A 14497-nucleotide genomic window follows, 5' to 3' on the forward strand; every position below is an offset into this window, starting at 1 on the left:
TTTAGATTTCACGAAAAATAATCAAATTTAAGGAAAACAAATGCTAAAGAAAATTGTTTGCGTCGCTTTTTTGGCGTCCGCTGCCTTTGCCGCCGTGCCTGCTTTCGAGGAGGCGAGTGCGGAGCTAGCTCAAAACAACTACGACAACGCCTTAAAGCTCTTTGAGAAGTCTTGCTACGAGGAGAAAAACATAGTAGGCTGCTATGCCGCGGGCTTTATAAACATGAATGCCTATTCGCAAAACTCTAGCGAGGCAAAAGGCTTCGAGCAGTTTTCAAAGGCTTGCGATGCGGGCGATATGGACGGATGCAAATCTCTGGGCGACATCTACGAAAACGGACAGGCCGGACAAGAAACCGACTATAAAAAGGCGATGAAATTTCACGAAAAAGCTTGCGAGGGCAAAGTAGGCGCCGCGTGCGCGAGAGTGGCCGGATACTACGACGAAGGCAGGGGCGTGGAGCAAAATTTAGCCAAAGCGTCTAAATTTTACGAAACCGCGTGCAAGTACGAGGACGCGAGCGGCTGCCACGCGATAGCTGATATGTACGAAAGGGGCGAGGGCGTAAAAAAAGACGAGACGAAGGCGATGGATTTTTACGGGTTAGCTTGCGACTACGGCTCTAGGGGATCTTGCGCCGATTTTAGAAAACTTTACAAAAACAAAAAATAAGGAGCCGCTATGTTTAAGAAAATTTATCTCGTTTTGATTTTAGCCGGATTGGCGGCCGCGCAGACGAATTTTGAAATCGCTACTAAAAAATACCTGCAAGATATGGGCGATAAAAACGTGCCCAAACTCTACGAAAAATCGTGCCGCGAGGATAAAAACGCCGTCGCTTGCTACATAGCCGCGCAGCTAAAAGCCTATCAAACATACGACCTAAAAGACGATGACGAGTATGCGCAAATAAACAGCGAAGTTTTTGAGCTTTATAAAAGCGCTTGCAGTCTTGGCTACGCTAAAGCTTGCTCGGCGGCGGGCGATTTTTACGACTCTACGCCGTCAAACGATAATTTTGTCGTAGAGCCAGACGATACGGAAAAATCAGCTGAATTTTATGAAAAAGCATGCGAGAGCAAAGACGGGGAGGCTTGCCTAAAGATAGCTAAGAAGCACGACAACGCCTCGAAATTCGCCGATGCGCTAAAATACTATAAACTAGCCTGCGAAGCAAGAGAGGCCGAGGGCTGCTACAACGCGGCCGATATCTACGAATCAGGCGACGGAACGCCTAAAAATAGCGCCGAGGCGGCGAAATATTACGGCCTTGCTTGCGAAAACGGCCTTGGCCGCGGCTGCGCCAAATCTAAAAAATTTAGCAAATAGGAGGATGCGTTGAGAAAGATTATTTTAGCCGCGATCTTAGCGGCGGCGGCTTTTGGCGGGAACTTTGAACAAGCCACGAAAATTTATCTAAAAAAATCGGACTTCGAAAACGGCGCACGACTGTTTGAAAAATCTTGCAACGACGATAAAAATGCCGCCGGCTGCTATATGGCGGCGTTTTTGGGCGAGCAGGGGCTCTCATATAGCGACGATGACAGCGGCGAAAAGATCTTTGCGCTATATAAAAAGGCCTGCGATATGGGCGATATGGACGGCTGCACGGCCGTAGCCGCGGTGTACGAGGGGACCATACTGTGGCAAATCTCTCAGGTAGACTACGAAAAGGCGGCGGCGCTTTATGAAAAAGCCTGCGAGGGCGGAGTCGGCGAGGCGTGCTATAGGGCGGCTGCTCATCATAGCGGCGAATACGGCGGCGAAAAAGATCCGCAAAAAGTCCGCAAATATTACTCGCTAGCCTGCGACCACAAGGATTCGCAAGGCTGCTATATGCTCGCGCAAGGATACGAAAAGAGCGAAAATGACATGAAAAAAGCGATGGATATCTACGGGACCGCTTGCGACTACGGATATACGGAAGGCTGCGTTAAATTTAGAGAACTCGTCAAGAAGGCGAAATAAGATTTCGCGCCTCGCTCCATTTTGCTTGCCTGACGAGCGGGGCTTAAATTTGGCGGCAAATTTAACTAGCCGCTGTTTTAATTTTTAGGCAAGCGTTTATTTGACTCCGGGCTTTGCGGAGTTTGCTTTCGCTGAGATTTCTCGTTTAAGATTTACTTCTTTTTGCTACATACCTGCTGCACAAAATTCGTTTGAATCGTGTCTGAATTAAATTTGTCGTCTTGCTCGGTAAAATCAAATTTGATCCGATTTAACTCTTCGCAGTTTAAATTTAACGGCGAAATAGTGTGTGTCAAATTTGACTGCAGCCTCTAAAACCAAACCGTAAATTTAAGCAACAAAGTCCAAAATCAAATCAGACAACGATGTCGTCAAATTTGGCGACCGCAAAGCGGCTTTCAAATTTACCGCCTAGCAAATCGTAAATTTGACCGCCTAGTCAAGCGACCAAATTTAGCCGAGCAGCAGCTCAAATTTGCCACACCGAGCAAGCAAGCTCCAGCTTAAATTTGCTGCACTTACCGAACTTATTTTACTCAAATTCGGCGTCAAATTTACCGCCGCGCTTAGCTCAAATTTACCTAAAATAGCCCTTTGAGAAGCCCTTTTATCGCATCTTTTTTCGCATCGCCCGTGGTGCCATTTTCGTCGTCCTTGCCGAATTTCTTATCCAAAAATCTATCCAGCTCTTTGACCGCCTTGCCCTTTAGGTAGTCCGAGCCGATCGTGTATTTCGGGTTGTCGCTAGTGCCCGTGACTGTGATGTCGATGTCGGTTTTTTCGTAGTTCATCTTTATCGGTACATTGACGGCTTTTGTCGCCATGTCGTACTTGCCGCTAGTTACCCAGACGTGGCTTCTAGTCGCGTTCATGTCGGCGTTAAAGTCGATGAGATTTTTATTTATCGTGCCTTTTATTTTGCTGTTTTTATAGATTTCGCTCGTGATGTCGCGTCCCGTGAAGGTTCTTACCTGCTCGGTAAAATCGGTCTTTGCTAGCTTGCCGTCATTTACGGTGACGTCAAATTTACCTTTTTGCGAGACGAGGTTGTAGTCCATCGTCATATCGCCAGTGCCGTCATAGACGTGCGAGAGGCCTAAAAAGTCGGTGAGGCCTTTGGCGGTGAAGCTTTTTAAATTTGCGTTTAGGATGTCGTCTTTTAAGACCGCCTTAAGATCGCCGTTAAAGAGTCGCGAATTTACGTTTGCGCTTAGCTTTTCGCCAGTTTTCGTCGCGTCGCCGATAATCAGCAAAGGCCCGTAAAGCGGTCGCCCGACCAAAAACTCGATCTCTTTTAGCTCTCTTATGCTAAGCTCAAAGTCCGCCTTCGCCGAGCCGCTTTCAAGCTCGTAGTCGCCTTTTAGATTTTTTAGCGCTATTAGGTTCTTGTTTGCGTTTGAGACGAGGTTTGCTGCGGCGTCAAATTTTGCCTTGCCGCCGTTTATAACGACGTCCGCGTTAGCGTCAAATTTCGTGCCGTTTGGAAAGCGCTTATCTAGTTCTTTTGCTACGACCGCACTATTTACTATGCCGTTTTTGACGTTAAATTTAGCCGTACCGCTGAGATTTTTCGGATCGAGCCCGCTTAGGTTTACCGTTCCGTCGATCACGGCGTCGGCGTAGTTTGGCAGCGCAGCCAGCGTAAATGCGTCTTTGAGCGAAAGCGCGCTTAGATTTGCCGCGAGTTTTTCGTTTTTGAGGTTCGCGTCGATCTTGCCGCCTAGAGCGTTTGCGTTTAGAACTAGCTCGCTAAGCGCGTTATTTACGAGTTTTACTGCGCCTTTTACGTCCACTTTGCCCGATAGCTTTTTGCCGATTAGCTCTTCAAATTTACCCAGATCATCGATACCCGCGTCAAATTTGACGTCCGCGTTTTTATCATCCAGTCCGTAAACGCCGCTTAGGCTTTTTAGTTTTAAAAGCTCGGAGTTTAGCGAGGCGTCAAATTTGGCTTTTGAGCTTGCAACGTCGGCGTTTGCGTTTAGTTCAAAGGCTAGAGACTTGCTCAAATTTATCTCCTTTGCGACCTGTTTTAGCTCGGCCGGGTTTAGCCGCGCGTTTTTGGTGGCGAGCTTAACCGAGCCCGAGATATTTTGCGTGTTATGTACGTCGTTTAGCACCGCTTCGCCGCTGATCGTTCCGCCGACAAATGCCGGGAAAGCAGCGATTTTAACGAGTTCGTCAAGTTTTAGCGAGCTGATTTTTGCGATTAGCTTGCCGCCGTTTAGCACCGCATCGACGTTACCGCCAAAGCCTTCAATCTTGACGTCGAAGTTTTTTAGCTCGCCGGCGGTGGCAATGACGTTGCCGTTTGCTTTAAACGCGCCGCTAAGTTTTTGCCCCACGACGGGCTCAAATTTGGCTAGATCGTCCACGATGAGCTTGACGTCGCTGCTTAGGGTGTTTGAGTTTGGATCGTAGATCGTCTTGTCGCTGCCGATCGTCGCTAGCGGCGTGATCACCGCGCTTTTGGCGTTTACGATGCCGTCTTTGACGTCGGCTACGATTTTGCCGTTTGCGGCGAAATTTGACGGCAGAGTGACGTTAAAATCCTTTGCGATGAGCGCGTTATCGGTTTTGACGTCCAAGATATCGATATTTGCAGTGCCGTTTGGCTTGCCGCCGCTTTCTACTATATTTGCGACGGCGGAGATTTTACCGCGCGCGTAGATAGGCTGGCCGGCTAGCGCTAGAGCTTTTTCGACCTCTAAATTTTTGGCGTCGAGCTTTAAAGAAAGCGGCTTGTAGTCCTTTAAATTTGCGTCGAAGCTTATGTTTGAGCCTAGCATTTGGCCTACTCCGCTAGCGGCGAAATCGCTAAATTTGCCCTTTGCGATGCCCGAGATTTTCATAGCTTCGTTTAGCTTGACGCCCAGGCTTTTTAGATCGCTAACGGCGACGTCGTATTTTAGATCGAGGCTTTGCGAAAAAATCGAAAGCCCGCCGTTTACGTTCGCTACGATCTCGCCGTTTACGTTAGCTACGATATCTACGCTCGTCGGACGGATCTGAAATTTATCAAATTTGACGTCAAATCCGCTTTTTTCTTTAATCAAATTTTGGGCATACGGTTTAACAAAACCGTTGCCAAAATCCGTAAAGGCCGCAACGTAAGCTGCGATAAGCAAAGCAAAAACTAGTCCGAGTATGGCGCCTAAAATTTTCATCGTCTATCCTTTAGATTTAGTTTAATTTTATTATGAAACTTGAGCCGATTATACTAAGACTTGTTAAGAATTTTAGCTAAATTATTGACAAATTCTAAAAATTTGACTATAATTTCATCACTCAAAACAAAAGAGTGCTAAAAAGTAAAATCAAACCATAAAGGATGAATCATGAATTTTCAACCGTTAGGCAAACGAGTCTTAGTCGAGCGTCTTGAGGACATCAAAACGACCGCTTCGGGCATCATTATACCCGATAATGCAAAAGAAAAACCTTTAAGCGGTAAGGTTTTGGCGGTATCAAGCGAGGTAGAAGGCGTGAGCGTGGGCGATAGCGTAGTTTTCGCTAAATACGGCGGCACCGAGGTCGTGCTTGATGGTAAAACATATTTGGTTCTAAAAATCGAAGATGTTTTGGGTGTTTTAAAATAATCTAAATTTTAAAGGAATAAAAATGGCAAAAGAGATATTTTTTTCAGACGAGGCTAGAAATAGACTATACGAAGGCGTTAGAAAACTAAACGACGCGGTAAAAGTAACGATGGGGCCTCGCGGCAGAAACGTACTAGTGCAAAAGAGCTTCGGCGCTCCTGCGATCACCAAAGACGGCGTGAGCGTAGCTAAAGAGGTCGAGCTAAAAGACGCTCTAGAAAACATGGGCGCAGGCCTAGTAAAAGAGGTCGCTAGCAAAACAAACGACGAGGCGGGCGACGGTACGACTACAGCTACGGTTTTGGCGCACTCTATCTTTAAAGAGGGCTTAAGAAACATCACCGCAGGCGCAAATCCGGTCGAGGTAAAACGCGGTATGGATAAAGAGGCCGCAGCTATAATCGCCGAGCTAAAAAGCCTATCGCGCAAAGTAACCGATAAAAAAGAGATCGCGCAAGTAGCCACTATCTCGGCAAATTCAGACTCTGCTATCGGCGGACTGATCGCTGACGCGATGGAAAAAGTCGGCAAAGACGGCGTCATCACCGTAGAGGAAGCAAAATCCATCCACGACGAGCTAAACGTGGTCGAGGGTATGCAGTTTGACCGCGGATATCTAAGCCCGTACTTCATCACAAACGCCGAAAAGATGCAGGTTGAGCTAAGCAATCCGTTCATATTGCTATTTGATAAGAAGATTACAAATTTAAAAGATCTACTACCTGTGCTTGAACAGATCCAAAAAACGGGCAAACCGCTGCTAATCATCGCTGAAGATATTGAGGGCGAGGCGCTTGCGACGCTAGTAGTAAACAAGCTTCGCGGCGTGCTAAATATCTCTGCGGTTAAGGCTCCTGGCTTTGGCGATCGCAGAAAAGCGATGCTTGAGGATATCGCGATATTAACTGGCGGCGAAGTAGTGAGCGAAGAGCTAGGCAGAACGCTAGAAAGTGCGACTCTAAGCGACCTGGGTCAAGCTTCAAGCGTCATCATCGACAAGGATAATACGACTATCGTAAACGGTGCAGGCGAGAAGTCGGCAATCGACGCTAGAATCATCCAGATAAAAGCTCAAATCGCAGAAACCACGAGCGACTACGACAAGGAAAAACTACAAGAGCGCCTAGCTAAACTAAGCGGCGGCGTAGCGGTTATCAAGGTCGGAGCGGCTACTGAGACCGAGATGAAAGAGAAAAAAGACCGCGTAGACGACGCTCTAAGCGCGACTAAGGCGGCCGTAGAAGAGGGCATCGTGATCGGCGGCGGCGCTGCGTTTATCAAAGCGAGCGCAAAAGTAGATCTAAAACTAAGCGGCGACGAAGCTATCGGCGCAGATATCGTAAGACGCGCTCTAACCGCTCCGCTACGCCAGATCGCTGAAAACGCGGGATTTGACGCGGGCGTAGTAGCAAACTCCGTAAGCGTTAGCAAAGACGACAACTACGGCTTTAATGCAGCTGCGGGCGAGTATGTGGATATGTTTAAAGCCGGTATCATCGACCCGGTCAAGGTCGAGCGCGTGGCTCTTCAAAACGCGGTTAGCGTGGCGAGCCTGCTTTTAACTACGGAAGCTACTATAAGCGAGCTAAAAGAGGATAAACCGATGCCTGCGATGCCTGATATGGGCGGAATGGGCGGTATGGGCGGAATGATGTAATACACCTTTATCTGCGGAGAGCTTCGGCTTTCCGCAGGTTTTTCTTTAAAATTTCCTTGCAAATTGTACAAGGAAAATCCACAAAACTATCCTTTCTAATAATTAAAAAATATCCTTGAATTCTATAGTGATTAAAATTTACAAACTTTGATATGTGAGCTTAAATTTGGCGGTTCATTTATTGTATTTTTCGGATCAAATTTGCTTTAATAATAAGCAAGCGTAAAATTTTAGTCGTATTTAAAATATCGAAACGATAGGTTGTGCTGGTGGTAAATTTACCTAATGCTTTAAATTTTAAAATGTATAGAATGAAAAAGTCGGAATTTCTTCCGACTTTGGGTTTTATAGTTTGCCGCCTTCGACGACGAGAGATTCTGGATTTACGCTATCGCCGTAGATCGGTTTTAGCGTAGCGTCGTAGTCTTTGTGGAAGAAATTTTCCTTGCCTAGCTCCACGATCTCGTTATTTAGCCACTCAAGTAGCGCTTTGTTGCCTTTTTTGACAGCAGGCGCGATGACATCGACCTCGCCTAGAGCCTCGATACCGACGGTAAATCCAGGATTTTCTTTAGCCCACGCAAAAAGCAGCGCGTTATCGTGCGCTAGCGCTACGCCTCTTTTATCGACTAGGGCGGCGAAAGTTTCTGTATTTTGGTCGTATTTTAGAAGCTCGATGTCAGGGTGATTTTTCGTGAAATACGCATCCGCGGTCGTGCCTTTATTGACGATTAGTTTTTTGCCTTTTAGCTCATCCACGCTTTTTATGACCGCGCCGTCTGGGCTAACTACGCCAAGCGACACCTTCATATACGGAAGCGCAAAATCAACGACTCTAGCACGCTCAGGGGTTTTGGTGAAATTTGCCAAAGTGATGTCGACCTTGTCGGCTACTAGCACTTCTACGCGGCCTGCTGCCTCTACGAGCTCAAATTTAACCTTGCTCTCGTCCCCTAGCAGATCCTTTGCGATGCGTTTGGCAAAATAGACGTCATAGCCTTGGTTTTTGCCCTCTTTATCGACGTAGCCAAACGGCGGTTTGTCGCTAAAGACGCCCACACGCACGTATCCGCGCTCTTTGATTTTAGCCAAAACGTCAGCTTCGGCAGCCTGCAAATTAGCCTGACCCGTTAGAAAGACGGCGGCGAATGTTGCCAAAAATGAAAACAGAAGTTTTCTCATTCTTTCTCCTTTAAAATAAAGTGCGCAAAATATACAAAAGCTTGGCTAAAATGCGACTAAAATTGTACTTTTTTGGACGACGGGCGCAGAGAATAATCCAATTTTGTTTAAAAACGTAACTCTATATCTAAAATGGAGTGTAAAATTTACTCAATATAAATTTGCAAATTTAATTTTAAATTTAAGAAATGGCTAGCAGATCAAATTTGAGCCGGTTATTTTGAGTAAATTTGAGTTAAAGTTAGGATGTTAAATTTAGGTTATTTGAATTTAACGAAAGCACAAGAACTTAACAGCTAAATTTGACGAAAAGCTTTCAAATTTAGCCTAAAAAACGTCAAATTTAGGCCGCTAAAACGAAAATAAATTTAAAAATTTCTTCGCTCGTTCGCTTTTTGGATGTGTGAAAAATGCCTCAGGCTCACTCTCTTCGACGATCTTGCCCTCATCCATAAAGACGATACGATTTGCCACCGAGCGAGCAAAGCCCATCTCGTGCGTTACGACTAGCATCGTCATGCCCTCTTTTGCGAGGTTTATGACGACGTCTAGCACCTCGCGCACGATCTCGGGGTCTAGTGAGGCCGTTATCTCGTCAAATAGCATGATCTCGGGCCTCATGCAAAGCGCTCGCACGATAGCGATGCGTTGCTTTTGCCCGCCGCTAAGCTCCTTTGGATAGGCGTATTTTTTGTGTTTTAGGCCTACTTTTTCCAGCCACGCCTCGGCTTCTTTTTCGACCTCTTCACGGCTTCTTTTTTGCGCCTTTACCGGGCCTAGCACGATGTTTTCGATGACGTTCATATGGTCAAACAGCTCGTAGTTTTGAAAAACCATGCCCACTTTTTGGCGGATTTTGATCCAGTCTTTGTAGTCTTTATCGATCTTTTCGCCGGCTATCTCTATCTGTCCGCCATCAAATGGCTCAAGACCGTTTATGCAGCGCAGAGTCGTACTTTTGCCACATCCTGATGGCCCTAGGATCACGACTACTTCGCCGTTTTTGACGCTAAGGTCGATACCTTTTAACACCTGCAAGTCGCCGTAAGATTTGCTTAAATTTGAGAGTTTTAAAATTTCGCTCATTTGATTCCTTATGCCCATCTGTTTTCAAGTATCTTGGATAGTTTTGAGATAGGATAGCAGACGAGAAAATATAATAAAAATATAAAGCCGTATATCCAAAACGGCACGGTTGGGTTGGCGGTTAGGCTCGCGGTCTCGATCGTTTGCTGTCCGACTTTTAGCAGGTCGGGTACGCCGATGAGGGCGACGATCGGAGTGGTTTTGATGATGCGGCTTAGCAAATTTACGCCCGCGGGCACTAGGCGGCGCGTGGCTAACGGGATCACGACGTAAAGATAAATTTGAGCCTTGCTAAGCGCCAACGCCGCCGCGCTTTCAAACTGATGCCTCGGTATCGAAACGATCGCGCCGCGCACGATATCCATCATCTCAAACACGCCCCACAAGCTAAATACGATGAGCGAGGCGTTAAATTTGGAAATATCAAGCCCAAATGCCTTGCTCGCGCCGTAGTAAAACAAAAATAGCCAGACGATTTGAGGCATGATGCGAACGATTTCGAGGCAAATTTTTAGCACGAAAAAGATAAATTTGTTTTTTGAGCTCATCAGCACGCCCAAAAACGTGCCTAAAACAAGAGAGATGGCGATCGAGATGGCTGAAATTTGCACGCTCATCCACAGCCCCTCGAAAATCAGCCGCTTTAAGACCAGCGGGTCGAATAAAATACTAACTCCGTCCAACTCTCATCCTTTTTTCAAGCCAAAATAACGCCAAAGATATCGGCAAAATGATAATCAAATAGCTAACGACGAGCATAAAAAGCGCCTCATCGGTCATGTAGTAAAGCCCGATGATGTCCTTGGTCGCATAGACCAAGTCGGGCAGGGCGATAATGCTGATAACTGAGGTTTCTTTGATGAGAAAGATGACGTTAGCCGCGATCGAAGGGATCGAGACGCTAAAAGCCTGAGGCAGGATAACGTAGCGTAAAATTTGCCCCTGCGTGAGCGCGACGCTAAGCGCGGTCTCGATCTGCGTCTTTTTCACCGCCTCAAAGCCAAGGCGAAAACTCTCCGCCATATAGCTGCCGCCTAGAAACGCAAGCCCCGCGACCGCGCAGGTAAAAGCGCTCAAATTTAGCCCGAATTTGCTAAGTCCGTAGTAGAGGAAAAAAAGCTGTATAAGCAGCGGCGTGTTTCTGGAAACCTCGATGTAGCCGTTTACGATAGGCATCAGGATCTTGACCTTGTAAAATTTAACCAGCGTGCAAAATATGCCGATAACAAGCGAGAGCAAGATGCCGTAAAGCGAGAGCTTGACGGTGAAAATGCCCGCCTTTACGAACATCGGCGTAAATTCTTTTATAAACTCAAAATCCATAAATTTTTTAGCTTCTTTTTGATAATTTCGCGAGATTGTAGCGAAAGCAAACTAAATTTAAAACTAATTTTGTATGATTTATTTTAAAATTTAAGCTTGCAAAAGGTATCATAACTCCTAAATTTTGATAGAAATTATTTAAATAAAGGACGAATTTGAGAGCGTTTGCAGAGTGGGAAAAACAAGAGCTGATATTTTTATCGCTTCCGCACGAAAACACCGACTGGAAGCCGTATCTAAATGAAATTTTAGACGCCTACGAGAGTCTGGTCGCCGCGATCATACCGTTTCAAAAGGTCGTTTTGATCTGCCCTGAGGAGAGGATTTTTGCGGAGCGATTTGCTAAATTTAATAACGTGGAGTTCGTAAAAATCGACACCGACGATACGTGGATACGCGACTACGGCATGATAGACGTGCAGGACGGCGCTAAAATCGTCAGCTATGATTTCAAATTTAACGCTTGGGGCGGCAAATTTGAAAGCTCGAAAGATAACGCCGTAAATTTAGAGCTTGCCAAACGTTTTAAAAGCGATTTGCGCAGTATCGATCTCGTGCTTGAGGGCGGCAGTATCGATTTTAACGGGCGCGGCACGCTGCTAACGACCGAGAAGTGCCTGCTAAACGACAACCGCAACTCTCATCTAAACAAAGATCAGATCGAGGCACGGCTTAAGGAGCTTTTCGGTCTTGATCGCGTGATATGGCTTAAAAACGGCTTTATAAAAGGCGACGACACCGACAGTCACGTCGATACTCTGGCGCGTTTTATCGATCCTGATACCATCGCGTACGCATGCTGCGACGATCCAAATGACGAGCATTTCGAGGAGCTAGGTGCGATGAAAAAAGAGCTTGAAAACACGGGCTTTAAGCTCGTGCCGTTGCCGCTTCCCAAGGCTAAATTTTACGGCGGCAAGAGGCTTGGCTGCACGTATGCGAATTTTATCTTTATAAACGGCGCCGTTATCGTTCCGACATACGGCGACGATAACGATAAAATCGTGCTTGATCGACTGGCGCGGGAGTTACCTGATCACAAGATAATCGGCGTGGATTCGCTTGTTTTTGTGCGTCAAAACGGCTCGCTGCACTGCTCGAGTCAAAATAAGTATAGCGAAGCGAAGTATGTTTCTAGCGAACGAAGTGAAGCGGAAAACAAGTATAGCGGTGCGAGCGAAGCCGAAAGCGAAATCTAAATGCAACTAAACAATGCCGGTATAAAAAGGCAAAATGAAATTTTAGGCCGCAGAGCCGTGATAGTCGCGGGCGCGACGGCGTTTGCATTGGCCTTGATTAAATTTGCCGCTGGTTTGATCGGCGGTTCGGTAGCGGTGCTTAGTTCGGCGATCGATTCGATGCTTGACCTGCTAGTTTCCGTGCTAAATTTCTTCGCCATTCGTAAATCCCAAGCTGCGCCTGATGCTAAATTTAACTTCGGCTACGCCAAGCTAGAAGCGCTTGCGGCGATGTTTGAGGGCGTTTTGATCGTGGGTGCCGGCGCGTTTATATTTTACGAGAGCGTGCGTAAGCTGCAAACGGAGCAAGCGCCCGTAGATACGGCTTTTTCGCTCTATGCGATGGCGCTATCGGTCGCGGTTACGGGGCTGCTGGTCGCCTACCTCTCCCGCGTCGCTCGCCGCACGAGAAATTTGATCGTTAGGGCCGACGCGCTACACTATAAAAGCGACCTTTTTAGCAACCTAGCCGTTATCGCCTCGCTTATCTTGGTCGAATTTACGGGATTTGCCGCGATAGACGCCGTTTTTGGTATAGTAATTAGCGGCTACATCGCCGTTAGCGCGATAAATTTGATGAAAGAAAGCGTAGGCGTGCTGCTAGACCGCGCGCTAGAGCCCGAAATAACGGCGCAAATCGAGGAGATAATCCGCTCGCGCCCTCAGATAGCAAGCTATCACGGCCTAGCTACCAGAAAGAGCGCAAACATCTACTACGTCGCGGTTCATCTAGTCTTTAATCGCGAAATTTCGCTTTACGACGCGCACAAAATTTCAGACGAGATAGAAGCCGCTATCAGGGCTAAATACGGCGAGTTTGAATGGCAGATCACGACGCACCTTGATCCGTGCGACGATCAAAACGGCTCGTGCGAGTGCTAAATCAAAGGAAAAATATGAAAATTTTATTCGTCTGCCACGGAAATATTTGCCGCTCGACTATGGCGCAGTCGGTTATGCAAAATTTGAGCGAGAATGCGGGTCTGACGGGGCGTATTAGCATCGACTCGCGCGCCACGCACGAGGACGAGATAGGCGAGCCGCCGTACTACGAAACTGTGCGGGTTTTGAAACAAAACGGCGTACCCGTGACGCCCCACAAAGCGACCTTGATAACGCAAAAGGATTTTGATAGCAGCGATCTTATTTTGATAATGGACGATGAAAATTTAAGGACTCTAAAGCGAAAATTCGGCTCTGGGACTAAATTTGACGAAAAAGTAAAATTTCTGCTCGAATTTAGCGAAGCCTCAAGCGGCAAAATAATCGCCGATCCATATTACACTCGCGATTTTGAGCGTTGCTACGAGGACGTTTCGCGCTCTTGCGCGGGCTTGCTTGAGAGTCTAAAGCAAATTTTATAAGCGGCTAGCGCGGCGAAATTTGCTCGCCAGATCAGCCGTTCAAGCCCTAATTTATCCCCGCTTTGATATAATTTTGAAATTTTAAATCGTAAGGAAAAATATGAAAGTAGCGCTAATCCAACAAAAATTTCACGGCACCAAAGACGCAACCGTGCAAAGGACGCTTGAGCTTGTGCGTGAGGCTAGCAGCGGCGGAGCGGAGCTTGTCGTGCTGCAGGAGCTGCACCAGACGCAGTATTTTTGCCAGAGCGAGGAGACGAGGTTTTTTGATCTTGCCGAGGGCTGGGAAAACGACGTCAAATTTTGGGGTGAGGTAGCGCGTCAAAACGGCGTCGTGCTCGTCACTTCGTTATTTGAAAAGCGCGCGGACGGCCTGTATCACAACACCGCATTCGTCTTTGAAAAAGACGGCAGCGTCGCGGGTAAATACCGCAAAATGCACATCCCGGACGACCCGGGCTTTTACGAGAAATTTTACTTTACTCCGGGCGACATCGGCTTTGAGCCGATCGATACGAGCGTAGGTAGACTCGGGCTTTTGGTGTGCTGGGATCAGTGGTATCCCGAGGCTGCGCGCCTCATGGCTCTGCGCGGCGCGAAGCTGCTCATCTATCCGACCGCGATCGGCTGGTTCGAGGGCGACGAGGAGGCGGAAAAATCGCGCCAACTAGAGGCCTGGGTCGCCGTGCAGCGCGGACATGCGGTCGCAAACGGCCTACCCGTGATAGCCGTAAACCGCGTGGGTTTTGAAGGCGACGAAAGCGGCGTGATGGAGGGGATCAAATTTTGGGGCAACAGCTTTGTTTTTGGCGCGCAGGGCGAGGAGCTTTTCCGCGCCGATAGCCAGAGCGAGCTTTGCCATATCGTAGAGATCGATATGACCAGAAGCGAAGAAGTGCGCAGGATTTGGCCGTTTTTGAGAGACCGAAGAATAGATGCGTACGCAAATTTAACAAAAAGATTTATCGACTGAGGCTTGTCTCGCGAGCGCTTTTTGCGGAGTTTGTAAAATTTTGGCTCGATGAACTACGCGTTCTATCTTCGCCAAAATTTTACCGCACAACCCCAAAAATCATCTC

General features: G+C 47.2%; 14 protein-coding genes. 9 read left to right on the top strand and 5 right to left on the bottom strand.

All coding sequences use genetic code 11. The features are described from left to right. The first annotated feature begins 40 nt into the window (after window positions 1-40). The 3 genes from EE116_RS06250 to EE116_RS06260 are packed head-to-tail and all read left to right on the top strand — an operon-like array spanning window position 41 to window position 1969. Complete coding sequence (locus EE116_RS06250) at window positions 41-673, top strand: tetratricopeptide repeat protein (RefSeq protein WP_122873698.1); 633 nt, start codon at window positions 41-43, stop codon at window positions 671-673. Between the two features lie 9 nt (window positions 674-682). After that, window positions 683-1330 (top strand): tetratricopeptide repeat protein, encoded by a 648-nt coding sequence (locus EE116_RS06255; protein ID WP_122873699.1) that lies wholly within the window; start codon window positions 683-685, stop codon window positions 1328-1330. Window positions 1331-1339: 9 nt separating this feature from the next. After that, complete coding sequence (locus EE116_RS06260; protein WP_122873700.1) at window positions 1340-1969, top strand: tetratricopeptide repeat protein; 630 nt, start codon at window positions 1340-1342, stop codon at window positions 1967-1969. A 581-nt stretch (window positions 1970-2550) separates the two neighbouring features. Here EE116_RS06260 and EE116_RS06265 read toward each other — a convergent pair. Next, window positions 2551-5136, bottom strand: coding sequence for a translocation/assembly module TamB domain-containing protein (locus EE116_RS06265; protein ID WP_122873701.1), 2586 nt, complete (start codon window positions 5134-5136; stop codon window positions 2551-2553). Window positions 5137-5307: 171 nt separating this feature from the next. On the opposite strand from EE116_RS06265, the gene groES reads away from it, so the two are divergent. Both groES and groL read left to right on the top strand, forming a co-directional pair. Then, the gene (groES, locus tag EE116_RS06270) at window positions 5308-5568 is read left to right on the top strand and encodes a co-chaperone GroES (RefSeq protein ID WP_122873702.1); all 261 of its coding nucleotides are present in this window, start codon (window positions 5308-5310) and stop codon (window positions 5566-5568) included. 22 nt (window positions 5569-5590) lie between these two features. Beyond that, complete coding sequence (gene groL / locus EE116_RS06275) at window positions 5591-7225, top strand: chaperonin GroEL (protein ID WP_122873703.1); 1635 nt, start codon at window positions 5591-5593, stop codon at window positions 7223-7225. Between the two features lie 345 nt (window positions 7226-7570). Here groL and EE116_RS06280 read toward each other — a convergent pair whose 3' ends face one another. The 4 genes from EE116_RS06280 to EE116_RS06295 form a co-directional block, all read right to left on the bottom strand. Then, window positions 7571-8407 carry a cysteine ABC transporter substrate-binding protein gene (locus tag EE116_RS06280; protein WP_122873704.1) on the bottom strand — a complete coding sequence of 279 codons (837 nt, stop codon included), beginning with the start codon at window positions 8405-8407 and terminating at the stop codon, window positions 7571-7573. 351 nt (window positions 8408-8758) lie between these two features. Beyond that, on the bottom strand, window positions 8759-9493 hold the full coding sequence (locus EE116_RS06285; protein WP_122873705.1) for an amino acid ABC transporter ATP-binding protein: 735 nt from the start codon (window positions 9491-9493) through the stop codon (window positions 8759-8761). 8 nt (window positions 9494-9501) lie between these two features. Continuing rightward, window positions 9502-10176 (bottom strand): amino acid ABC transporter permease, encoded by a 675-nt coding sequence (locus EE116_RS06290; RefSeq protein ID WP_122873706.1) that lies wholly within the window; start codon window positions 10174-10176, stop codon window positions 9502-9504. Further along, window positions 10163-10816, bottom strand: a complete 654-nt coding sequence (locus EE116_RS06295; RefSeq protein ID WP_122873707.1) for an amino acid ABC transporter permease — start codon at window positions 10814-10816, stop codon at window positions 10163-10165. Before EE116_RS06295 ends, EE116_RS06290 begins: the two co-directional genes overlap by 14 nt. A 155-nt stretch (window positions 10817-10971) precedes the next feature. Here EE116_RS06295 and EE116_RS06300 point away from each other — a divergent pair, with 155 nt between their 5' ends. From EE116_RS06300 to EE116_RS06315, 4 genes are all read left to right on the top strand, one after another. Further along, complete coding sequence (locus EE116_RS06300) at window positions 10972-12015, top strand: agmatine deiminase family protein (protein WP_122873708.1); 1044 nt, start codon at window positions 10972-10974, stop codon at window positions 12013-12015. Beyond that, complete coding sequence (locus EE116_RS06305; protein ID WP_122873709.1) at window positions 12016-12936, top strand: cation diffusion facilitator family transporter; 921 nt, start codon at window positions 12016-12018, stop codon at window positions 12934-12936. 14 nt (window positions 12937-12950) lie between these two features. Further along, complete coding sequence (locus tag EE116_RS06310; protein ID WP_122873710.1) at window positions 12951-13418, top strand: low molecular weight protein-tyrosine-phosphatase; 468 nt, start codon at window positions 12951-12953, stop codon at window positions 13416-13418. A gap of 100 nt (window positions 13419-13518) precedes the next feature. Next, window positions 13519-14391: a carbon-nitrogen hydrolase gene (locus EE116_RS06315; protein ID WP_122873711.1), complete on the top strand. Its 873-nt coding sequence runs from the start codon at window positions 13519-13521 to the stop codon at window positions 14389-14391. Window positions 14392-14497 lie beyond the last annotated feature (106 nt).

This window comes from Campylobacter showae, assembly GCF_900573985.1.
Taxonomy (GTDB): Bacteria; Campylobacterota; Campylobacteria; order Campylobacterales; family Campylobacteraceae; genus Campylobacter_A; species Campylobacter_A showae_E.